Origin of the sequence: Herbaspirillum huttiense, from assembly GCF_004367745.1 — a bacterium.
GTDB classification, from domain to species: Bacteria; Pseudomonadota; Gammaproteobacteria; order Burkholderiales; family Burkholderiaceae_D; genus Herbaspirillum; species Herbaspirillum huttiense.
Genome location: NZ_CP037993.1, coordinates 5,323,194 through 5,344,576 on the forward strand (window position 1 = coordinate 5,323,194; position 21,383 = coordinate 5,344,576).

General features: G+C 64.2%; 25 protein-coding genes. 11 read left to right on the forward strand and 14 right to left on the reverse strand.

The window, feature by feature from the left end; genetic code table 11:
- Positions 1–175: 175 nt before the first annotated feature.
- Entirely contained in the window at positions 176–1,273 is a 1,098-nt protein-coding gene (locus E2K99_RS23720; RefSeq protein ID WP_134223795.1) for a hypothetical protein, read from the reverse strand.
- 371 nt (positions 1,274–1,644) lie between these two features.
- Here E2K99_RS23720 and E2K99_RS23725 point away from each other — a divergent pair, with 371 nt between their 5' ends.
- Positions 1,645–2,316 (forward strand): HAD family hydrolase, encoded by a 672-nt coding sequence (locus E2K99_RS23725; protein ID WP_134224220.1) that lies wholly within the window; start codon positions 1,645–1,647, stop codon positions 2,314–2,316.
- Positions 2,317–2,326: 10 nt separating this feature from the next.
- Here E2K99_RS23725 and E2K99_RS23730 read toward each other — a convergent pair whose 3' ends face one another.
- Positions 2,327–2,902 carry a TMEM175 family protein gene (locus E2K99_RS23730; RefSeq protein WP_205703723.1) on the reverse strand — a complete coding sequence of 192 codons (576 nt, stop codon included), beginning with the start codon at positions 2,900–2,902 and terminating at the stop codon, positions 2,327–2,329.
- The gene (locus E2K99_RS23735; RefSeq protein ID WP_134223796.1) at positions 2,899–3,600 is read right to left on the reverse strand and encodes a YoaK family protein; all 702 of its coding nucleotides are present in this window, start codon (positions 3,598–3,600) and stop codon (positions 2,899–2,901) included. The genes E2K99_RS23730 and E2K99_RS23735 overlap by 4 nt, the downstream gene beginning before the upstream one ends.
- Positions 3,601–3,913: 313 nt before the next feature.
- On the opposite strand from E2K99_RS23735, the gene E2K99_RS23740 reads away from it, so the two are divergent.
- From E2K99_RS23740 to E2K99_RS23750, 3 genes are all read left to right on the forward strand, one after another.
- Positions 3,914–4,534, forward strand: coding sequence for a response regulator transcription factor (locus E2K99_RS23740; RefSeq protein WP_134223797.1), 621 nt, complete (start codon positions 3,914–3,916; stop codon positions 4,532–4,534).
- A gap of 194 nt (positions 4,535–4,728) precedes the next feature.
- Positions 4,729–5,256 (forward strand): hypothetical protein, encoded by a 528-nt coding sequence (locus E2K99_RS23745; protein WP_121041013.1) that lies wholly within the window; start codon positions 4,729–4,731, stop codon positions 5,254–5,256.
- 10 nt (positions 5,257–5,266) lie between these two features.
- Positions 5,267–5,695 carry a hypothetical protein gene (locus tag E2K99_RS23750; protein WP_034334038.1) on the forward strand — a complete coding sequence of 143 codons (429 nt, stop codon included), beginning with the start codon at positions 5,267–5,269 and terminating at the stop codon, positions 5,693–5,695.
- 12 nt (positions 5,696–5,707) lie between these two features.
- Here E2K99_RS23750 and E2K99_RS23755 read toward each other — a convergent pair whose 3' ends face one another.
- The 5 genes from E2K99_RS23755 to E2K99_RS23775 form a co-directional block, all read right to left on the reverse strand.
- Entirely contained in the window at positions 5,708–6,577 is an 870-nt protein-coding gene (locus E2K99_RS23755) for an AraC family transcriptional regulator (RefSeq protein WP_240733811.1), read from the reverse strand.
- A gap of 149 nt (positions 6,578–6,726) precedes the next feature.
- Complete coding sequence (locus tag E2K99_RS23760) at positions 6,727–7,260, reverse strand: Dps family protein (protein WP_039783149.1); 534 nt, start codon at positions 7,258–7,260, stop codon at positions 6,727–6,729.
- 5 nt (positions 7,261–7,265) lie between these two features.
- Positions 7,266–8,093, reverse strand: a complete 828-nt coding sequence (locus E2K99_RS23765; protein ID WP_039783148.1) for an alpha/beta fold hydrolase — start codon at positions 8,091–8,093, stop codon at positions 7,266–7,268.
- Positions 8,094–8,228: 135 nt separating this feature from the next.
- Positions 8,229–8,651: a DoxX family protein gene (locus E2K99_RS23770; RefSeq protein ID WP_034334042.1), complete on the reverse strand. Its 423-nt coding sequence runs from the start codon at positions 8,649–8,651 to the stop codon at positions 8,229–8,231.
- Positions 8,652–8,663: 12 nt separating this feature from the next.
- The gene (locus E2K99_RS23775; protein WP_134223798.1) at positions 8,664–10,547 is read right to left on the reverse strand and encodes an amidohydrolase; all 1,884 of its coding nucleotides are present in this window, start codon (positions 10,545–10,547) and stop codon (positions 8,664–8,666) included.
- A gap of 294 nt (positions 10,548–10,841) precedes the next feature.
- On the opposite strand from E2K99_RS23775, the gene E2K99_RS23780 reads away from it, so the two are divergent.
- The 5 genes from E2K99_RS23780 (at position 10,842) to E2K99_RS23800 (ending at position 14,075) form a co-directional block, all read left to right on the forward strand.
- A complete protein-coding gene (locus E2K99_RS23780; RefSeq protein WP_039783146.1) occupies positions 10,842–11,531 on the forward strand; it encodes a hydrolase in 690 nt (229 codons plus the stop codon).
- Between the two features lie 84 nt (positions 11,532–11,615).
- Positions 11,616–11,783 (forward strand): DUF1427 family protein, encoded by a 168-nt coding sequence (locus E2K99_RS23785; protein ID WP_134223799.1) that lies wholly within the window; start codon positions 11,616–11,618, stop codon positions 11,781–11,783.
- A gap of 13 nt (positions 11,784–11,796) precedes the next feature.
- The gene (locus tag E2K99_RS23790; protein WP_034334045.1) at positions 11,797–12,039 is read left to right on the forward strand and encodes a DUF1427 family protein; all 243 of its coding nucleotides are present in this window, start codon (positions 11,797–11,799) and stop codon (positions 12,037–12,039) included.
- Between the two features lie 18 nt (positions 12,040–12,057).
- Complete coding sequence (locus E2K99_RS23795; protein ID WP_240733812.1) at positions 12,058–12,453, forward strand: response regulator transcription factor; 396 nt, start codon at positions 12,058–12,060, stop codon at positions 12,451–12,453.
- Between the two features lie 65 nt (positions 12,454–12,518).
- Positions 12,519–14,075, forward strand: coding sequence for a sensor histidine kinase (locus E2K99_RS23800; protein ID WP_134223801.1), 1,557 nt, complete (start codon positions 12,519–12,521; stop codon positions 14,073–14,075).
- A 12-nt stretch (positions 14,076–14,087) separates the two neighbouring features.
- On the opposite strand, the gene E2K99_RS23805 is transcribed toward E2K99_RS23800, so the two are convergent.
- The 4 genes from E2K99_RS23805 to E2K99_RS23820 form a co-directional block, all read right to left on the reverse strand.
- The gene (locus E2K99_RS23805; protein WP_134223802.1) at positions 14,088–14,990 is read right to left on the reverse strand and encodes a helix-turn-helix domain-containing protein; all 903 of its coding nucleotides are present in this window, start codon (positions 14,988–14,990) and stop codon (positions 14,088–14,090) included.
- A 111-nt stretch (positions 14,991–15,101) separates the two neighbouring features.
- Positions 15,102–15,740 carry an FMN-binding negative transcriptional regulator gene (locus E2K99_RS23810; protein ID WP_134134269.1) on the reverse strand — a complete coding sequence of 213 codons (639 nt, stop codon included), beginning with the start codon at positions 15,738–15,740 and terminating at the stop codon, positions 15,102–15,104.
- 45 nt (positions 15,741–15,785) lie between these two features.
- Positions 15,786–16,370: a nucleotidyltransferase family protein gene (locus tag E2K99_RS23815; RefSeq protein WP_134223803.1), complete on the reverse strand. Its 585-nt coding sequence runs from the start codon at positions 16,368–16,370 to the stop codon at positions 15,786–15,788.
- Positions 16,371–16,377: 7 nt separating this feature from the next.
- The gene (locus tag E2K99_RS23820; protein WP_121041033.1) at positions 16,378–16,827 is read right to left on the reverse strand and encodes a PACE efflux transporter; all 450 of its coding nucleotides are present in this window, start codon (positions 16,825–16,827) and stop codon (positions 16,378–16,380) included.
- A gap of 142 nt (positions 16,828–16,969) precedes the next feature.
- On the opposite strand from E2K99_RS23820, the gene E2K99_RS23825 reads away from it, so the two are divergent.
- Positions 16,970–17,881 carry a LysR family transcriptional regulator gene (locus tag E2K99_RS23825; RefSeq protein WP_034331312.1) on the forward strand — a complete coding sequence of 304 codons (912 nt, stop codon included), beginning with the start codon at positions 16,970–16,972 and terminating at the stop codon, positions 17,879–17,881.
- Between the two features lie 250 nt (positions 17,882–18,131).
- Here the strand turns inward: E2K99_RS23825 and E2K99_RS23830 are convergent, their stop codons facing one another.
- On the reverse strand, positions 18,132–19,103 hold the full coding sequence (locus E2K99_RS23830) for a 3-hydroxyacyl-CoA dehydrogenase NAD-binding domain-containing protein (protein WP_134223804.1): 972 nt from the start codon (positions 19,101–19,103) through the stop codon (positions 18,132–18,134).
- A 349-nt stretch (positions 19,104–19,452) separates the two neighbouring features.
- Between E2K99_RS23830 and E2K99_RS23835 the strand changes: the two genes are divergently transcribed.
- Positions 19,453–20,082, forward strand: coding sequence for a hypothetical protein (locus E2K99_RS23835; RefSeq protein WP_134223805.1), 630 nt, complete (start codon positions 19,453–19,455; stop codon positions 20,080–20,082).
- 112 nt (positions 20,083–20,194) lie between these two features.
- Here E2K99_RS23835 and E2K99_RS23840 read toward each other — a convergent pair whose 3' ends face one another.
- A complete protein-coding gene (locus E2K99_RS23840) occupies positions 20,195–21,265 on the reverse strand; it encodes a porin (RefSeq protein ID WP_134223806.1) in 1,071 nt (356 codons plus the stop codon).
- Between the last annotated feature and the right edge of the window lie 118 nt (positions 21,266–21,383).

Genomic DNA, 21,383 nt, shown 5'->3' on the forward strand with positions numbered 1-21,383 from the left:
TGTGCGTTACTGCGTTTGCCTTTGCTGCATTGATGGCTGCGTTCAGAACAGCAGGATCAGCAGCAGGATGATGGGAATCGGAATCCCCAAGAGCCAGAGCAGAATGGCACCCATGTCAGTCTCCTATGAAGGTTGGTGTTCAGGTTCGGCGAAACGTGGCGCGGGAGGGCGCTGTTCAACGCAACTCGGGTTCGCCGACGCGATGGTCATGAAGTTCATGACGCAACACCGGTTCGCCGTAGAGTTCGTTGCGATCACGCAGGCGGCCGCCGTAGGTGGCCAGCAGGCTGGCGACGAAGGCACCGCACAGCAGGGCCAGGAACATCCACAGCGAGGCATAGGCAGCAGCCTTGCGGGCGGCATCAGCGGCTTCCTTGGCCTTGGTGGCAGCCTGGTCCAGATTGCGCTGGTAAGCGGCAAAGGTATCGGCCACACGCTTCTCGGCATCGGCTTGCGACAGGCCGGTATGGCGTGCCACCAGTTGGCCCAGGTAGCGCTTGTCGTTGTCGGCCAGTTGCTGGTTGGCCAGCGAATAACCGAAGACGCGGACCACTTCCATGCGCTGGGCCGAGGTCAGCTCACGGCCATCGGCGGGAGTCGGTGCAGCCAGCGGAGCGGCGGGAGCAGCGTTGGCGGCATCGCTGCTGGCGGCCGGAGTCACCGGTGCGGCAGGGGCTGCGCTGGTGTTGGCGGTGCCATTGGCGGTGCCGCTACGGAACATGGAATCGATGAAATAACCCGAGGCACGGTCAGCCAGATTGCCCGCCTGTTGCGCACCGTCCGGGCCCATGGCCGCCGCGGTCGCGGCAGCGCCGGTACCGAGTACGCCACCGGCGGCACCCAGGGTCTTGGCCCCGCCCGAGATCACGCTGCCCACGGCCGAGCCCAGCAGGGCGGCGGTGGCCAGCGAAGCCACGGCCCAGGCCAGCAGGCCATGTGCGGTATCACGGAAATAGACTTCACGGGTATGCAGGCCAGCCCACTTCACGCGCAGGCGGCCGGCCAGGAAGCCACCGATGGCCGAGGCGGCGATCTGGGTGAACAGCAGCCAGCCGGCCGTGGAATAGCCGATGGCCTTGGCCGAGACGCCCTCGCCGGACCACGGCGAGATCGACGAGAAGCCGAGGCCAAAGCCCAGCATCACCAGGATGAAGGACAAGGCCGCTGCCGCAAAAGCGCCGGCCAGAATGGCACCCCACGAGACGCCGGAGCCGTTGTTGTTGACGGCCTCGACGCTGGCCGGTGGAAGGGGATGGATGGTTGAGGTGGTCATGAGTCTCCTCGCGATTCTTGATGGATTGATCTCTGCGACTGGCGCAGGGCTGGGGGGCATTGCCACGGAGAGACTGTAGGCGCGCGCTGGCGCGCGCGCCATCGGCGGAGTTCGGCAGGTGGCGTAGGAGAGCAGGGAAGCGCGAAGTCGGCGTACAGGAAAACGTGCAGAATTCCGTACAAAATTCCGTGCGGAATTCACTACAGGAATCAGTACGAAAAAACGCCCGGAAAAACGTACAGAAAGAGCGGCAGAACAATGCTCAGTACGCTGTACAGAAAACTGCACAGCAGCGCTGCACCGAGTCTTATAGAATGATCGCCTCACACACCGGCATCCTGCCCTGCCGCCCCAACCTGCTACGGATTCCCATGGCCAACACGCACAGCACTCCGATCACGCATTTCCTGTTCGACCTCGACGGTACTCTCATGGACAGCGACGCCCTGCACCACGCTGCCTTCAACACCATCCTGTCGCGCTGGGGCCGCTCGGTGGATGTCGATTACTACAAGACGCACATCATGGGGGCGTCCAACGCCATGATCTTCGATCACCTGTTTCCCGGCATGCCGGCCTCGGAATACCAGCCGCTGGCCGAAGAAAAGGAACAGCTGTTCCGCTCGCAGCTGGACCAGCAGGTCGCGCCCACGCCCGGCATCGAACGCCTGCTCGACCATATCGCCCGCATCGGCGGACGCACGGCAGTGGTGACCAATGCACCGCGCGCCAATGCCGAGCTGATGTTGAAGGCCACCGGCCTGGCCGGCCGCTTCGATACGCTGGTGATTGGCGATGAGCTGGAACGCGCCAAACCCGATCCCCTGCCCTACCTGACCGCCCTGCAACTGCTGGGCGGCACACCGGACCAGGCGGTAGCCTTCGAGGATTCGAGCTCGGGCGTGAAAGCCGCCAGCAGCGCCCAGGTCTGGACCTTCGGCATGCTGGGTGGACTGGATGAAGCGCGCCTGCGGGCTGCCGGTGCCCACGCCGTGATCCGCGATTTCAACGGTCAGGCGCTGTGGGACAAGATCGGCGGATAAGTCCGCGCCTTCATTGCGAACGGACCGTCTCGAAGTGATGGTCCGGCAGGAACCACAGCAGGGCCAGCAGCACGTAGATGGCGGTCGCGCCCAGCGGGGTGGCCAGTGACAACGGAATGGCCACCGCATAGAGCAGGATGGAGAGCGCATTCTTGCGCCCGTGTCCCAGCATGGCCGCCAGCGAAGGATGCGCCGCTTCACTGTGGCGCAGCGCGCGTTTCAACAGCAGGAAAGAGACCGAACACATCAGCAGCACCACGCCATAGCAGGCCACGGGTGCGCTTTGCCGATGATGGTTGGCCACCCACAAGGTGACGAAGGGCAGCAGCGACAGCCAGAACAGCAGGTGCAGGTTGGCCCACAGCACGCGCCGGTCGACCTGCGTGGCCAGCTGCAGCAGGTGATGATGGTTGACCCAGTAGATGCCGATGTAAACAAAGCTCAACACATAGCTCAGCAGCGGCGGCATCAGTGGGGCGAGGTCGGCCAGACCGGCGCCCTGCGGTGTCTGCAAGCCCAGCACCATGATGGTGATGGCAATGGCGATGACGCCATCGCTGAAGGCTTCCAGCCGCGACTTGTTCACGACGCGGCCACCTTGGCCGGCAGCGGCTGGCGAAATTCCCACACCACCATCGCCACCAGGATCAGCACCGGCACGATCAGCCCGGCAAAGCCGATGGCGTGATAAGCGAAGGCGGCGGCGATGGCACCCGCGCCGAACGACAGCACCGGCCACACGAACTTGATGCAGCGCTCGGTGGTGCCGGCATCGGCCGCACCGCGCAGCATGTCCACCACGTCGATCACCACTTGCGTGACGTTGCCCGTCATCAGGGAGGTCGGTGCCAGATGCGCCAGCAGCAGGCGGCTGATGGCGCTGTGGACACCCATGGAGGCGGTGCCCAGCAGGCCCGACGCCATCACCCAGCCTGCGGTAGGCGACTGCACCGGCGCGGCGGCGATGCCGCAGAGCATGAATCCGATCAGCAACAGCAACTGCAGCAGCAGTGACCAGCCCAGGGCGCGGCCATCGCGGCGCTGGATGGCGGCGATGAACAGGCGTGCCACGGCCACGCCGAGGATGAAGGCCGGGAAGGCCAGGAATTTCAGCAGGATGGACATCTGCGAGGTATCCGCCAGGGCCGCGCCGATGAGGATGAAGTTGCCCGTCACATGGGCTGTGAACAGGCCGAACAGCGCGATGAAGCCCAGCGTATCGACATAGGCGGCGAGGAAGGCCAGTCCCGAGGACTGGAGGCGGTTGCGTTGTGCGGCATTCATGAGGTGTCTCGCTTCCGGAGGGCGGGGGCAGGCCGCACACCTTAGCACTGCTGATGCCGTCCGCCCATTATCCCTGTGGATAAGACAAGTCCGGCGAAGCCGCGCCAAACCCTTGCCGATCCGGCAACGATATGCCCTTGATGGATGCAACAAAGGCATTTTCTACAAAAAACAGCACATTTGTACAATCCAAGCCTGGCCGGAATGCTGATGATGCGAAGGACTGCACGGCAAGGCCTGCGACGCCCGAAGAGGGGCGTTGCGAAGGCGTGCCGGTGCAAGGATTTTCGCAACCCGGCAAGACGGATTCATTATGGAAAGTACCGTATACGTCGTCGATGACGATGGCATGGTCAGGACCGCCCTGTTGAGACTGCTGGCCTCGGCCGGCCTGAAGGCGCGCGGCTTTGCCTCGGCCGACGAGTTTCTGCGCGAGTCGCTGCCGGGCGCGCCTTGCTGCCTGCTGCTGGACATGAAGATGCCCGGCTCGGATGGCTTCGAGGTGGTACGGCAGCTGGAACAGCGCGGCGATGCCATTCCGGTGATCTTCATTTCCGGCTACGGCACCATTCCCGTGACGGTGCAGGCGATGAAGGCCGGTGCCCATGAATTCCTCACCAAGCCGATCGAAGACGAGCGCCTGCTGGGCGCGGTGCAGGAGGCACTGGCCATTGCCGGGCGTGATCTGCATCAGCGTGTGGAGCAGGCCGCCAGCACTTCGCGGCTGGAAAAGCTGACCCCGCGTGAGCGCGAAGTGCTGGAACTGGCCATCGGCGGATTGCTCAACAAGCAGATCGCCACCGAGCTGGGCATCAGCGAAATCACCGTCAAGGTCCACAAGCGCCGCGTGATGGACAAGATGCAGACCAAGACCCTGGCCGATCTGGTGCGGGCGGCGGAGCGCTTGCAGATTCATTCTGCGCGGCAGCGGTGAGGCTGCCGGCCAACTGACGGTATCCGCACGAGACGGACCATCAATGACCACCGCAAGAGCGCCCATCGTAGTCGAAGGCCTTCGAAACTGATCCGCTTTTGCGGTATTCCTGAACACATCCCTTCTTCCCATCAGTAACCTGTGCGGCTCTGACAGCAGCCCGGGCGGCCTCCATCGCTACCCGCACAACCACGATGGGCAATCTCAAGAACATCATTGGCACCGGCGGTGAATACCTGTGCGGTATTGAACTCATGCGTCCGGTCATTCCATCGGCTGGCCTGCCTTGCGGTTTCCAGCCGGGAGAAGCCGGCTGCCTGTTCGAGGCACTTCATTTCGGGGGCAAGGAACCGACCTATGACTATGTGGTGTACCTGCTGGATGCGACTGCGCGGCGTCTCGGCCCCTTCTTCTTCCTGCAAGTCAAATCCACGCTCAAGGCTCCCGGCGCCGCAGGCGCTTACGCCCTGCGTTTCAATGCGAGCGCAGTGAAGCGTGCGCACGCCATGAAGACCCCTTTCTTCGTGGGCATCGTCGATCGCAGCACCGCACGCCGGGAGCGGATCTATGTAAAGGGGATAGATGCACGCCAGTCGAAAGGGATCGCACGTCTTGCGCCACACCATGACCTTGCCGAAGACGCCGTCAAGATTGCCATCTACAACGAAGTTTGCCGCGTCTGGTCGCTGCGCAACAATCCGCCACTGACACAGCTCATCTGAGGAGCCGCCCATGCCACGTTCCCGTCGTCAAGAAATCGCACACCAATTTGCCGAGGGCCTGGTTGCGCAAATGTTGCAGCGATCCGGTAGTGAATTCTTTCACGTGACGCCTTCCCGCCCGGGCGAACACATCGACCTTCTGGTGAGCCAGGGTGACGGCCTGTGCGGCATCGAAGTGCGGTATGCAGAGCGCAGCGAGGGTGTCGAGCAACTCTGGAACGAATGGAAAGACGCCGTTCGCGCATCCGGCAGGAAACGCCGCTCTGCGCTGGCAAGAACGATGAAGGCGATACGACGGGGGACGACGGCAAATCAAGCGGATCCTGATCTCCATCTGGTCGTGGTCACCGGCACGGGAGACAAAATATATACGGACCAGAGCATCGCGCCCTTGTTGACGCCGGATGACCGCACCCATATTTCCGTGCTGGGCGAGTAAGCCTGGCATGGCCTATCCCTGTCCCCTCACCCACCCCATCGGCCCCACCCCCATCACCTGCTTGAACACCCGGCTGAAGTGACTCTGGTCCGAGAACCCGCACTCCAGCGCAATGACCGACATGCTCTTGCCCTCCTCGCGCAGCAGCTGGCAAGCCAGGGCGATGCGCTGGCGCTGCAGCCAGGCGTGCGGCGGCAGACCAAAGCTGAGCTTGAAGGCGCGCGAGAAATGCGCGCGCGACAAGCCGCACTGCGCCGCCAGCTCGGCCAGCGTCAGGCGCTGTCCCAAATGCGCCAGCATGTAGTCCCGTACCCGCACCTGCTGCCATCCGGCCAGGCGGCCGCTGTTGCGCGCCAGCGGCTGGCCGCCATAGTGCCGGGCCAGATGCGTGTGCAGGGCCAGCGTCACGCTGTCCATGAACACCGTATCGCCATCATTGGCCGCCTCGCCCAGCATCGGCAACATCGCCTGCACCAGGTGCCAGATCACCGGGTCGCGCACCGCCTGGCGCTGCTGCAGCCCGCTGATGCGGCGTCCGCCCTCCTCGCTCCATTGCTCGATGGTGGCGCGCGGCAACTGCAGGCGTACGTTGTCGTAGTCCGACAGGTGCTGGCAGCGCCACTGCTCACGCAGGTCGGTGATGGCCATTTCGCCGCTGCGGTGGCCGCCCGCATGCACCAGCTGCTGGCCACGCCACAGCTTGTGATGGCGGAAATCCTGCAATTGCACGATCACCGAAAAGGCATCCTCGCCCGGAATGTCAATCACCGGCACCGCCCCGGACGAGACGCCCGTGACCTGCGACTGCGCGGCGCGCGTCAGGCCCAGGCCGTCCTGCAGGCGGAGACGCTTGATGAAACGCTGGGGCAAGGGCTGGATCACGAGGAAAATCGATAAAAGTGAAAGAAAGAAAAACGACCCGCTCCAGTGGCGGCCAACAAGCCGACGCATCCGAAGCTGAGTGAAGGAAAACGCAAAAAAGGCAGAGCCGTCAAGCTCTGCCTTCCGCACCCTGCATCAAGAGGGAGCGCTCACATCGAGGTCCGCCCCGATTCAAACAGGAACCAGGCCCGCTGCTCGGCCTCGTCGATCCAGTTCTCCAGCAGGCTGGCGGTAGCCACGTCGCCGTGCTCATCGCACAGCTCGTGGGTTGCCATCATGAAACCAACCAGGCGCAGGTTGTCCTCGCGCAGTTCGGCCAGCATGTCGGAGGGCGTGACGAAGTCGGCATCGTTGTCGGCCAGCCGCTGCAGCTTGCCGACCTGCCCGGTGGACCGCAGTGTGGTCGCGCCGATCTTGCGCACCCGCTCGGCCACCGCATCGGTGATGGCAAGGATCTGCTGGGACTGGTCGTCCAGCAGCAGGTGATAGTCGCGGAAATGCGGCCCCGACATGTGCCAGTGGAAATTCTTGGTCTTCAGGTACAGCGCGAAGATGTCCGCCAGCAACATGGTCAAGGCCCCGCCGATCTCCTGGCTGGCCTGCGCGGACAGCACGCCAGGCGTAGCCAGCGGTGCCAGGCGACGCTTTTCAAGCTGCTGGCGTTGGTTTGCGTCCAGGCTCATGGTACTTACCCCTTCAGGAAGGCCAGCAGGTCTTCGTTGATCTGGTCCTTGTGGGTCGCGCACAGGGCGTGCGGTGCGCCGCCATAGATCTTCAGCTGCGCACCCGGCACCATCTCGGCCACCAGCTTGCCGGTGGTCTGGAAGGGGACGACCTGGTCGTCATCACCGTGGATCACCAGGGTCGGGAAGTTGAATTTCTTGATGTCTTCACGGAAGTCGGTGCCGGAGAAGGCGCTCACGCAATCCAGCGTTCCCTTCAGCGAGGCCAGCATGGCGATGTTGAAGGTCTGCGAGAGCACGCCGGCGCTGACCGCATCGGCCTTGCCCGGACGGTTGGTGCCGAAGAAGACGGCGGCGAAGTCGCTGATGAATTGCGCGCGATCCTTGAGCAGACCTTCCTTGATGCCGGCAAAGACCTCGGCCGGCACGCCCTGCGGGAAGTCCGGCGCCTGGCCGAAGATCGGCGTCACCGCACCCAGCAGCGCCGCCTTGGCCACGCGCTTGCTGCCGTGGCGGCCGATGTAGCGGGCCACGTCGCCGCCGCCCATGGAGAAGCCGACCAGGGTTGCGCCCTGCAGGTCCAGCTTGTCCATCAGCTCGGCCAGGTCATCGGCGAAGGTGTCGTAGTCGTAACCGCTCCAGGGTTGGCTGGAACGGCCGAAGCCACGGCGGTCATAGGCGATGACGCGATAGCCGCGCTCGGCCAGGAAGTTCATCTGGTATTCCCACATGTCGCCGTCCAGCGGCCAGCCGTGGCCGAAGACGACCGGTTGGCCGCTGCCCCAGTCCTTGTAATAGATTTCGGTGCCGTCGCGGGTAGTGATGGTGCTCATGGTGTGACTCCTTGTGAGATGGTGTGGAGAGGCCGTGCAGAGGACAGCAACCGCCCTGCGCATGGCAGAGCGGCCTGACAACGTTGAATCTGCCAATGAAGCCTGAAGAGAGACCGCCGTGAATCGACTTGATTCCTACGGCTGAGCTGCGGCCTGGCCCAGCCGCCACTGGCCCGGACCGCACAGCGCGATGGCCGTGAAGATCACCAGCAGCAGCCAGCCGAACTGGCCTTCCGCGATGCTCCAGCCGGGATGCACCGCCAGCATGGCCACCAGCAGCACGCCGATGATGGGCAGGCAGGCCAGGCGGGTGAACAGGCCCAGCGCGATCAACACCGGACATAGCGCTTCAGCCAGGATGGCGGACCAGAGCGATACCGTCGGGCCGAGGCCGAAGGGATCCTCGATGACGGTCAGCTCATGCGCGTAATGCATGAGCTTGGGCAAGCCGTGCACGTAGAACAGCATGAAGCTGCCGGCCACGCGCAGGAACAGCAAACCCAGATCCAGGGGCGGGACCGGCCAACCGGTCCGGCGAGCGGAATGATGCGCTTGCATGAACAGCCCCGCTCAGAACGCGAAGCAGCTGCAACCCAACGCGCCCCAGAAACCGGCGAAGTGGGAAACCGGAACGCTGGACTTGCGCGCCACGTCATGGGAGTGACCATGCACGCCGCACGAACCCGCGCAGGCATGCGGCAGCGCGGTCTTCTTCCGGCGTGCGGCATCGCTGCTGGCGACGGCGCGATAGTGTCCCGGCACCTTGGCCACCGGCGACCACTCCGGCAGCACCGGGATCTCGCCCGGGCCATGCGCGGAGAACGGACCGGTGCCATAGACCACCTTGCCATCGACCACGGTCATGACCGATTCGATGGACTTGATGTCGTCTTCATGCACGCTGAAGAAATCCGCCGACAGCACGGCGAGGTCGGCCAGCTGGCCAGCCTGGATCCGACCCTTCTTGGCCTGCTCGCTGGAGAACCAGGCGCTGCCTGCGGTCCACAGTTCCAGTGCAGTTTCGCGAGGTAACCTGCCAGTTGACCGGTACAGTTGCGTCCCGCCAACAGTACGGCCGGAGACCAACCAGTACAGTGCAGTCCAGGGGTTGTAGCTGGCCACGCGGGTGGCGTCGGTACCTGCACCGACCGGCACGCCCATCTCCAGCATCTTGGCCACGGGTGGCGTGTGCTCGGCGGCATCGCTGCCGTAGCGGTCGATGAAGTACTCGCCCTGGAAGGCCATGCGATGCTGGATGGCAATACCGCCGCCCAGTGCCTTGACGCGCTCGATGTTGCGCTCGGTGATGGTCTCGGCGTGGTCGAACATCCAGTGCAGGCCGTCGAAGGGGATATCGCGGTTGACCTTCTCGAACACGTCCAGCATGCGCGAGATCGATTCGTCATAGGTGGCATGCAGGCGGAACGGCCAGCGGTTGGACACGAGGTGGCGCACCACCCGTTCCAGCTCCTCTTCCATGCCGTCGGCGAGGTCGGGACGCGGTTCGAGGAAATCCTCGAAGTCGGCCGCCGAGAACACCAGCATTTCACCAGCGCCGTTATGGCGCAGGAAGTCGTCCCCGTCACCGGGCTTGACCATACCGGTCCACTTCTGGAAATCGGCCAGTTCACTTCCCTTGCTCTGCGTGAACAGATTGTAGGCAATGCGGATGGTCAGTTGGCCGTCGGCTGCGAGCTTGTTGATGATCTGGTAGTCGTCCGGGTAGTTCTGGAAACCGCCGCCGGCATCGATGGCGCTGGTCACGCCCAGGCGGTTCAGCTCGCGCATGAACTGGCGGGTCGAATTGACCTGGTATTCCTGCGGCAGGGTCGGTCCCTTGGCCAGGGTGGCATACAGGATCATGGCATTGGGACGAGCGATCAGCATGCCGGTCGGATTGCCCGAGGCATCGCGCACGATCTCGCCGCCCGGCGGGTTGGGCGTGTCCTTGGTGTAGCCGACCGCCTGCAGCGCGGCGCGATTGAGCAGCGCGCGGTCATACAGGTGCAGCACGAAGACCGGGGTATCGGGCGCGGCCGCGTTCAATTCTTCCAGCGTGGGCATGCGCTTCTCGGCGAACTGGAATTCGGTCCAGCCACCGACCACGCGCACCCATTGCGGATGCGGCGTGCGCGCCGCCTGGTCCTTCAACATGCGCAGTGCATCGGCCAGCGACGGCACGCCTTCCCAGCGCAGTTCCAGGTTGTAGTTCAGGCCGCCACGGATGAGGTGCAGGTGCGAGTCGTTCAGGCCGGGGATGACGGTGCGGCCGCCCAGGTCGATGACCTGGGTGCTGGCCTGCTTGAGACGCATCACGTCGGCGGCGCTGCCGACTTCGATGAATTTTCCGCCGCCGATGGCAACGGCTTCGGCGATGGGGTTTTGCTTGTCGACGGTGTGGATCTTGCCGTTCAACAAAATCAGGTCAGGGGTGACGCTGGCTGCGGTGGTCATGGAGGCTCCGGGCATGGGCTGCAACGATGAAGAGGGCGGATTGCGCAGGGTGTGGCGTCGCGGGTGGCGAACCGTCCATCTCATGCGCTTGTGTTGGTGCTTTTGTTGGTGATGGCAGTGTGCAAAAACGCACTGCCAGCGTCTAGCTATACGAACAGATAATGGCAGCGCCCTGCCCGCTTGCCTATGATCGCCTCCGGCAGCCTCACTCCCCTGCCACGCCGCTGCGCACCGCCTCTCCCCGGCCAAGGCAGCGGCTGCCGTCTCCCTGTTCACTCCACCTACGGAACCATCATGACCACCAACACCAAACTCGACGTCCTGACCCCGACCAACTGCCAGCTCATCATCATCGACCACCAGCCGCAGATGGCCTTCGGCGTGCAGTCGATGGACCGCCAGGCACTGAAGAACAACGTCGTCGCCCTGGCCAAGTCGGCCAAGGTCTTCAACATCCCTACCGTCATCACCACCGTGGAAACCCAGGGCTTCTCCGGCTACACCTATCCGGAACTGCTGTCGGTCTTCCCCGAGCACGACATCCTGGAACGTACCTCCATGAACTCCTGGGATGACCAGAAGGTGCGCGACGCCCTCAAGGCCAACGGCAAGAAGAAGGTGGTCGTGGCCGGCCTGTGGACCGAAGTCTGCAACAACAGCTTCGCCCTGTGTGCCATGGCCGAAGGCGACTACGAGATCTACATGGTGGCCGACGCCTCCGGCGGCACCTCCAAGGAGGCCCACGACTACGCCATGCAGCGCATGATCCAGGCCGGCGTCATCCCCGTGACCTGGCAGCAGGTGATGCTGGAATGGCAGCGCGACTGGGCCCGCAAGGAAACCTACAACGCCGTCATGGACATCGTGCGCGAACACTCGGGGGCCTACGGCATGGGCGTGGACTACGCCTACACCATGGTGCACAAGGCCGAGCAGCGCCCGCACGGCAACCAGAAGATCCTGGCACCGGTGCCGGCCAAGTAAGCCAGTCCGGTCACCGACGCCGCCGCGCTCCTGCCCTGCATCGGCGGGGCGCGGCGGCGTCCCATCTTCACGAGGAGCCGGGCCATGTCCGCTTATCTGATTTCCCTGGGGGCCGGCATCCTGATCGGTGTCGTCTATGCGCTCTTCAAGGTGCGCTCACCGGCACCACCGGGCATTGCCCTCATCGGCCTCTTGGGCATGGTGCTGGCCGAGCGCCTGATCAACGGCCTGGGCCCCCTGCTGGGCCACTGATCCCGGAGTACGCATGAAACCTTACCTGATCTCCCTCCTGATGGGCCTGCTGGCCGGCCTGATCTACGCGGCCCTGCACGTGCAGTCACCGGCACCGCCCATCATCGCCCTGCTCGGCTTGCTGGGCATGCTCATCGGCGAACAGCTGGTGCCCATCGTGCGCCGCAAGCTGGCCGGCGAGCCGCTGAGCGCAGCGTGGTTCCACCGCGAATGCATGCCCAAGATCACCGGCACACCGCCGCCGGACGCCAAGTGAGCCACCGGGCAGACGATGATGAGCGAAGGGGAGACAACGCCACCATCACACCGCCCCATCGCGGTGATCGATGACGATCTCGGGGTCCGCGCGGCCCTGTGCAACTTGCTGGATTCCGCCGGGCATCGCCATTGCAGTTTCGATGGCGGCGAGGATTTCCTCACCAGCACCTGCCTGCCGGTAGCCGCCTGCGCCATCGTGGACCTGAACCTGCCTGGAATGAGCGGCTTCGAACTGGCCGAGCAACTGCGCAGCCGGCGACCGGACCTGCCGGTGCTGTTCATCTCGGCGCAGGTCACGCCGCTGCAGCGCCAGCGCGCCACGGCCATGGGCATGGCGCTGCTGGTCAAACCGGTCGACGCCGATACCCTGCTGGTGCTGCTGACGTCCACCCTGCTCTACGGCCCGCCCTGAACCGCACGCGTCGGCAATGCGGCACAATGCGGCCTTGACCTCATCATCCTTGCCTGGAGATCCCCTTGCCGTCCGACCCGCGCCCTGCCGACGACGATGCCCTGCTGCACGCCCTGCGCGAATTGTCGGCGCTGCTCGACCCGGTCCTGCTCAAGCCGGCACTCACCCGCGCGCTCTGCCATCTGGCCGGTGCACGGCGCTGCCTGCTGGTGCGACATGAGGCCGACCTGACGCTGATCGAGTCCGAGGCCCTGCGCGATGGCATGGGCGTCTGCAACAGCCAGGATCACTGCATCGCCGGGCCGGACGATCTGCACACGGCCACGCTCACCCTGCGCCTGAGCCATCGTGGCCAGGCGCGTGGCGAACTGCTGCTGTATTACGACGCGCCACCCGCTGCGGCCATGACGCGCTGCGCCCATCACCTCGCCGCCCACGCCGCCGTGGCTCTGGCCAATGCCGCCGACCATGCGCAGGCCTTGCTGGAAAAGGAACAACTGCTGTGCGCCGAACGCGAACTGCGCACCAGCCAGGAACTGCTCAAGCAGGGCGAACGCTTCAACCACGCCGGCAGCATGCGCTACCTGGTGCGCGAAGACCTGATGTTCTGCTCCGATGAACTGTGCCGCATCTACGGCCTGCCGGCGGGCCGCAACTGCATCACCTATGACGAGTTCGCGTCCATCATGCATCCCGATGACCGGCAGGAAGTGATCGAGACCGTCAATGCGGCCGTCGCCATGGGCGGCACCATCCGCGTGGAGCACCGCATCTGCCGCCAGGACACGGGCGAGGTGCGCTATCTCTCCGGCATCGGCAAGCCGGTATGGGTGGATGGCACCTTCACCGAATACGTGGGGACGGCCACCGACATCACCGTGCGGCGGCAGGCGGAATACGCCATCCGCGCAGCCCAGGTGGACATGGAACGCGTCTCGCGCGCCAACACCGTGGGCCAGCTGACCGCGTCCATCGCCCATGAAATCAACCAGCCGCTGATGTCCATCGTCTCCAACGCCGGGGCCAGCCTGCGCTGGCTGAACCGGCCCGTGCCGGAACTGGAACATGCGCGCGCCGGCCTGCGCGACATCATCAGCGAAGGCCAGCGCGCCGGCGGCATCATCAGCAGCCTGCAGAACCTGACCCGCAATCGCGCGCCGCAATTCGAGCGCCTCAACCTGGCTGCGCTGATCCGCCATACGCTGACCCTGTCACGCAGCGAGCTGGATCAACGCGAAGTGCATCTTTCGCTGTCCCTGCCGCCTGCCGAGGTCCATGTACTGGGGGATACGGTGCAGTTGCAGCAGGTGCTGCTGAACCTGGTGGTCAATGCCATCGATGCCATGGCAGCCGTGCCGGAAAATGCTCGCACGCTCAACATTGGCGTGAGCTGCTGCAATGAACAGCGCGTGAAGGTAGAGATACAGGATAGCGGCGAAGGCATCGCGGACGACGCCATGCCGCACATCTTCGATGCCTTCTATACCACCAAGGAAAACGGCATGGGCATGGGGCTGGCGATCTGCCGTTCCATCATCGAGACCCATCGCGGCCGCCTGCGCGTGGAGGCGGCGCAGCCGCAAGGGACGGTGTTCAGCTTCGACCTGCCGCGCGTGCCGTGAGCCCCGCGGCCCTCAGCCCAGCCGGCGACGCCATGCGCCCGGACTGCTGCCCACGATCTGCGAGAACACGCGGCTGAAATGGCTCTGGTCGTAGAAGTCGCAGGCCACTGCGATCTCGGCCAGCGACAACCCGCTGTGGCGCAGATATTCGCGCGCCATGTCGACCCGCTGCAGCAGCAGCCACTGGTGCGGCGTGTGACCGGTACTGGCCTTGAAGGCGCGCAGGAAGTAGCTGGCCGACATGTTGCATTCGCGCGCGATCTCGGGAATGGAGACCTGGTCGCGGTTTTTCTGCAGCAGCATCTGCTTGGCCCGCTCCTCGTGCAGGCGCGACAGCCGCACATGGCGCGGCGCAGGCAGGCTGGCCCCGCCATAGCGTTGCAGCAGATGGGTGCCCATGGCCAGGCCGAGCTGGTCGACGAACAGGTGATTGTCGGCATCGGGCTGGGCCAGTGCCGGGGCCAGTGCGGCGGCCAGATGGGCCAGCACCGGATCATCGTGGCCGGTGACGGTGGCCAGTCCGCTGGCCTTGCGTCCGCGCAGATCCTCGTTGACCGTGGCGAACCATGACAGCGGCAACTCCACCAGCAGGAAGTCGAAGGGCGTCTGCAAGTCGGCCCGGTAGTCTTCGGAAAAATCGCGGATGTAGACGGCACCGCGTCCGAACTCGAACTGCGCGCCCTGGCGGCCACGGAAAATGCTGCGGCGGTGTTGCGACGCCATCGAGATGCCGACCAGGAAACCGCGATCGGAGGCCGGCGTGTAGACCTGCGACACCTCACGGCCTTCAACCCGCTTGCGATAGAAGCTGAACTGACTGCCCTGCAGCTCCTGGCTCTGCTTCAGCGCAGTGGACGAGCAGCCGAGAGAGTCGCTGCGTGCGGGGGCGGTGGCAAGCGGGACCTGGGCAGTCATGGGCGACCTCGTGGAAAACTGGAATGCAGGAGGGCATGCGACAACCCTGTTCCGGGATTCTACAGGGCCGCGCATTCCCGTGTGAGGAATCAACAGCTTGCTTGCCCGCGATTACTGTTGCTTGCGGGCAGCCTCCTGCAGCATGGCCTCGCCCAGCTGCACATGGCCGCGCTCGGCCAGCGTTCTGCCTGCGCCTTCGATATCCCGCACGTCCTTGTTCTGGCTGAGCTTGCGCTTGCCTTCCAGGCGCGTGATCTCGATTTCGATGCCGACAATGGCCTTGAGCAAGGTATCGGTGTAGTCGGCAGGCGCATCGGACATCTTCCAGGGCTTGGCCTCCCCGGCCTCGTGAGTACGGGTCAGGCGCGCCACCACGCCGCGCAGGTAGCGCTCGTCATCGCGGATGGTCACGCGGCCATGGGCATGCGCCACGCTGTAATTCCAGGTCGGCACCTGGCGATGCGCCTCATGCTTGCTGGGATACCAGCTCGGCGAGATGTAGGCATCGCCCGCCGAGAACACCACCAGCACTTCATCGCCATCGGCCAGCGCGCGCCACAGCGGATTGGCGCGCGCCACGTGCAGATGCAGCGTGCCCAAGGCCCCCTGAGCGGTGTCGAGATGGCAAGGAAGATGGTTGGCATCCAGCCCGCTGGCCGTGTGCGAGACCAGCACGCCGAAGGGATGGGCGGTGATGAGCTGGTGCAGGCTGGCAGTGTCCTGGTCGGCGAAATGGGCGGGGATGTACATGGCGGGCGGCTGGCGTTGGACTGGCGTTGAAGGGAGAGTAGCGCCCTATTCTATTGCATCCTGCGCCGCGACTACCTGCAGTTGCGGCCAGCGCACCAGCCAGCCACGGCCATGGACGCGGGCAGCAAACTGCGCCTGCTTGTCAGTGGCGAAGGCACCGGCCGGGCGCAGCAGCCCTTGCCACAAGTCCTGCAAACCGAGCGGGGCGGCGATCTCGATGCGGTCCTCCCGGGTGAGACGCACGGCCACGGCCGTAGCGGTCTCGGGCCAGTAGCGCAGGGCATCGGTGGCGCAGGTGTAGGGGGCATCGCCATTGCGCAGATGCATGCGCGCCTGGTTGCGCACCGACCACTGCGGGCCGGGGCAGGCCATTGTCAGCTGCGCCTCCAGCGCAAGATCCTTCTCCGGCGAACAAGCGGCGGGATCGAACCAGATGACGTCGATATCGCTGTGCGGGGCCGTGGCCGGACGGCCATGCAGCGCATCCCACACCGCATTGCGCACGCAGCCCGCGCCTATCCATGCATCCGGCAGCGCCAGACTGCGCACGGCCTGCAGCAAGGGCAGGCGATGCGCATCGGCGGCGATCAACTGCTGCAGCCGGGTGGCCAGAGGATCGTCCTGCGCCACCGTTGGCTCAGTGCGCTTCTGCGGTTTGCGGGCTGACCGGCATGGCCGAGCTGGGCAGGCCGAAGACACGGTCAAAGCCGAGGTTGAACAGATAGGTGTAGATCATGAAGAACACGATCAGCCCGAAGTCCAGTACCAGCGCTTCCCACAGGCTGATGCCCAGCCACCAGGCGAACAGCGGCACCAGCATCACCACCAGCCCGCCTTCGAAACCGAGGGCGTGCGCGGCACGGCGCGCAAAGTTGCGGCCACGGCGCGGCTGGCGTGCCTCCCAGCGTTCGAACAAACCGTTGAAGATGAAATTCCATACGAAGGCAATGGTCGACGAGGCCACGGCGGCCGCCGACGCATGGCCACTGTCATGGCCCGCGAAGACGCTCAGCCCGACCGTGGTGAAAATGATGGCCAGCCCCTCGAAGAGGCAGGCATAGACCAGCTTGCGTTTGAATCCCTGCATGATGTGCTCCTGAAGACGGCAGCGCGCCAGTCCTCTGGCCGCGCGATGGAAAGCATTCTATGATGAAGTTTCTGATGAATGAAGTCGGCTTCTTTCAGTTTTTCTGACAGGTCGGCACTGCGATATACACAAGGAACAGACGATGGCTTTCTCCAGTGACAACGTCAGGGTCTTCCTGGCCGTGCTCGACAGTGGTTCGTTCTCGGCGGCGGCGCGCCAGCTGGGACGCGTGCCTTCCTCGGTCAGCATGACCATCAGCCAGCTGGAAGCGGAGCTGGACCTGGTGCTGTTCGACCGCACCGCGCGCGATGCCCGACCGACCGAACTGGCGCGCGCGCTGGAACCGGATGCACGCCTGCTGGCCAGCACCCTGCGCCAGCTCGACGCCCACGCGCTGGCCATGCATCAGGGACTGGAGCGCAAGCTGACGCTGGCGGTGGCCCCGGAACTGCTGTCGGTGCCCTGGGCCAAACCGCTGGCGGTGCTGGCGGAAGAATTTCCCTCACTGGAGGTGGAAGTACTGTCCTCGCCGCAGGCCGATGCCATGCGCATGCTCTATGACAATACGGCACAGCTGGCGCTGGTCTTCGAGCGCCATGCCGGCAATGACCGCGAGGCCTTCCAGGAATTCAGCAGCGAGATGATGGTGGCGGTGATCGCACCCGAGCATCCGGCGCGGCTGCGCAAGAAGCGCAAGCTGCGTTATGAAGACCTGTACGACATCCGCCAGATCGCCGTGGCCAGCCGCGATGCCAGCATCTCGGACCCGCGCTTCTTCCTCGCACGCCACCTCTGGCGCACCGACAATCACCTGGCCACGCTGTCGCTGGTGCGCGAGGGACTGGGCTGGGCCTATCTGCCGCACAGCCTGGTGCAGGCACAGATCGAGGCCGGTACGCTGGTGGTCATCGATTTCGACAACATCAGCAACCAGCAGCGCATGTGGGTGGATGTGGTGTGGAACAAGGACCAGCCGCTGGGGCTGGGGGCGCAGCGTTTCATTGCCCTGATGCGCGAAATGGCACCGAGCCGGCGCAAGCGCGCGCACAAATGAATGCGGCCCGCAGAGACCTTCGGACTGAGCCGCTCAGTCAGGGCCGGCTCGGAGGCGCTGCGCGGGCAAGATCATCATCACGCTACACAGCGTCTTCGATACGCGGCGGGGCCGCTACTCAGTCCGAACGGTTGGTTTTTGCACCATGAACATCGATTGAAAACCTATTGAAATCCGATTGAACACAGTTCAATTTTTCTAAGTTTTTCAGGAAAGCTACTTTAGAGAAAAAATTCAGAAAACTTAGTTTTCAAGGAATGATTTTGGTCTTGCTCTTGGCCGCCAGCAACTGCACCAGCAGCTGGTCACGCTCGGCAGCGATGCCGGCAGAAGTCTTGCCGCTCATCTGCTCTTCTACCCCAGCGCGAATCTGTGCCTTGAGTGCAGCGGTGATGGAAGGCGCTCCCAGATCGGCCCACCAGCTTTCGATGGGCGGTCCCAGGTGATCCAGCATGTGGCCGATGCCGCCCTCTCCGCCCGACATGTGCAGATTGAGATAAGGCCCCATCAAAGCCCAGCGCAGGCCGGGCCCGTAGGCGATGGCCGTATCGATGTCTTCGGTACTGGCCACGCCCTGTTCGACCAGGTGGAAGGCCTCGCGCCACAGGGCGGCCTGCAGGCGGTTGGCGATGTGGCCCTTGACCTCCTTGCGCACGTGGATGGCCTTCTTGCCGATGGCGGTGTAGAAGTCCAGCGCAGCCTGCACCGCCTCCGGCGCGGTCTGCGCACCGCCGATCACTTCCACCAGCGGGATCAGGTGCGGCGGGTTGAAGGGATGGCCCAGCACCACCCGGCCGGGATGGCGGCAGGCGGCCTGCACCTTGCTCATCAGCAGGCCCGAGGAACTGGAGGCCAGGACCACATGCGCCGGCAACGCGGCATCCATGCGCCGGAACAGGTCGATCTTGAGGTCTTCGCGCTCAGGGCCGTTTTCCTGCACGAAGTCCGCGCCCTCGAGCGCCTCTTCCAGCGAGGCCGAGAAACGCAGCCGCTCAGGGGAGGCACCGGTTGCCAGCCCCAGCAACTCCAGGCTGGGCCAGTGACGCGCCACGGCGGCACGCAACTTCACTTCCGCATCCGGCATCGGGTCGGTGGCCGAGACCTCCAGCCCCCGCGCCAGAAAATAGGCCGCCCAACTGGCCCCGATCACGCCGGTGCCCACCACCGCTACCCGGCGCACCTCCTGTTGACCGGCCCGAGCGCCGCTTGCTGATGCTTGCATCTGTGTCTCCTTTGTTGATGGGCTTCAATGAAGCCGGGTTCGTTATGAATATTCTTGATAAATCTCGATTTTATTCGAGGTTTTAGCACGAGATTTGCATGGGCATTCGGCTACGATTGGCATCAAAGCACATAAACAAATTCCCGGATATGAATCGGGATCAACTCCGGGTCACGCCATGTTTCTCTATCTTCCTTTCCTGCTGGCCTTCCTCACCGTGTTGGGGATTGCACTCGGCTGGAAATCACTAAGCAACAAGCTATGGTAGGCAAGCACCATCGTCACCCTGTGGGGGTTCAGCCAAACCGCCCAGGGCCCCCTGGGTTTCATCTTGTAATGGCACCGTCTCATGGACCGTTCCGTTGTCTTCACCCCACGCGAACCCGTGCTGCCGGGCGGGATTTTCCTCAATTGCCTGTGCCTGCTGGCCATCAGTGGCTACCTGGGCCTGCTGCTGTACCTCCAATCGATGGCGCTGTTGCCTGGCACCCCGCTACGCCAGCTGCAGTACACCGGCATCATCCTCACCGGCATCGGCTTCCTGCGCAATCTGCGCTTCGGGATCAAGAGCGCGCATTATGGGGTAGCGCTGATGGGCGCGCTGCTGACCGGGCTGATGGCCTTGCGCCAGATCTCGCTGGAAGCCCTGGCCGGGCAGACGCCCACGGGACCGCTGTTGCAAGGCATGCATTTCCATACCTGGATGGCCCTGTTTTCACTGACCGCAATCCTGACCATTGCAGCCCTGCTGGGAGTCAAGAGTGCTGAATACCCGGCGACGCTGCTGCTGCTGCAAAGCGCGGAAAAGGAAAATGAACCACGCCGCATCCCTTGGGGCAGGATAGGCGCAGGCACCATCTTCGTGCTGCTGGCCGGTGCGCATCTGGTGGCCAGCATGGGCGACTGCGGCCGGCTGGTCTGTGACGAGGGGCTGATTGATCTCCTGCAATTGCATTCGCCACCCCCGCTCAAGCCCTGAAAAAAAACGGCGCACGCCTGCCGTCAGCAGGGGTGCGCCGGTCAATGACGGCTCAAGACTATCGTGGCCCGCACGCCAACCACGCGTGCCGGGCCAGGGGACTACACGGACATCAGAAGCGGTGCTGCATGCCCAGGGTCATGCCGAACTGGCTGTTGGAGAAGCCGACGTCATCCCGCGACAGGCCCACCAGCTGGTTGTTCTTGGCCTTGGCATAGGCCGTGCTCAGGTACAGGTCGGTGCGCTTGGACATCGCGTACTTCAGGCGCAGCGAGTACATGATGGGATCAGCATCGTTGGCCACATTCTTGATGTTCTGGTAGTAGATCGCACCGATCACGCTCATGGCCGGAGTGAACTTCCAGGTCACGCCGCCCCAGATGAAGTCGCTGCGCTGGTCGGCAGCGCCGCTGGCCAGGGTCTTCTTGTAGTAGCGGTAGCCGAGGTTGAACTTCCAGGCATCCGACAGCTGGTAGCCGGCGGCCAGGTGGGCGCTGGTGGCGCGGTCATACGGGGCGTTGGTGGTGCTCACGCTGTTGTTGCGGTCATAGGTCGCGGCCACGCTGAACGGACCCGAACCCCAGCCCAGGCCGACACCGTACTTGGCACCGTTGCTGGTCTCGCCGGCCACTTCGCCGAAGCCGTACATGGCACCGACCTTCACGCCCGCGAACTCGCCCTGGTACTTGACCAGATTGGACACGCCGGTCGGCATGCCGTCCTTGCGGCCACCGGTGGCACCGGCCGAGGTCACCCAGGAATAGTTGGCCGAGTAGCCCATCGGGTCGAACGGCAGGATGAAGTCATAGGTGGTGGAGAAGGAACGGCCCACCACCACGCGGCCGAAGCCGCCTTCCAGGCCGACGTTGGACTGGCGGTTGAAGAGCTGGTTGGAATCGCCGTCGAAGGCGCCGTTATCCAGCTTGAAGCCGTTTTCCAGCTGGAAGATGGCTTTCAGGCCACCGCCCAGGTCTTCGGTACCACGGAAGCCGATGCGCGAGGTGTTCATGGTGCCCGAGCTGAGGCGCACCAGGCTGTTGCCGGCAGCATTGGCATTGGTGACATATTCCACGCCCGAATCGATCAGGCCGTAGACGGTAACGGAAGTTTGCGCCTGCACGGAAGTCGTGGCGAACGCGGCGAATGCGGCCAGCATGCTGGCGGCGAGGTGATTCCTTTGCACTGAGGTCTCCTTGGTTGAAAGCGTTGGATGGCGTCGGCACGGCCTTGCCGTGCGACGTCTTCTGTTCATGCACCCGGTGTGCTCCTGATGGCTTTTCCGGGTGAGCGAGGGGATGGCG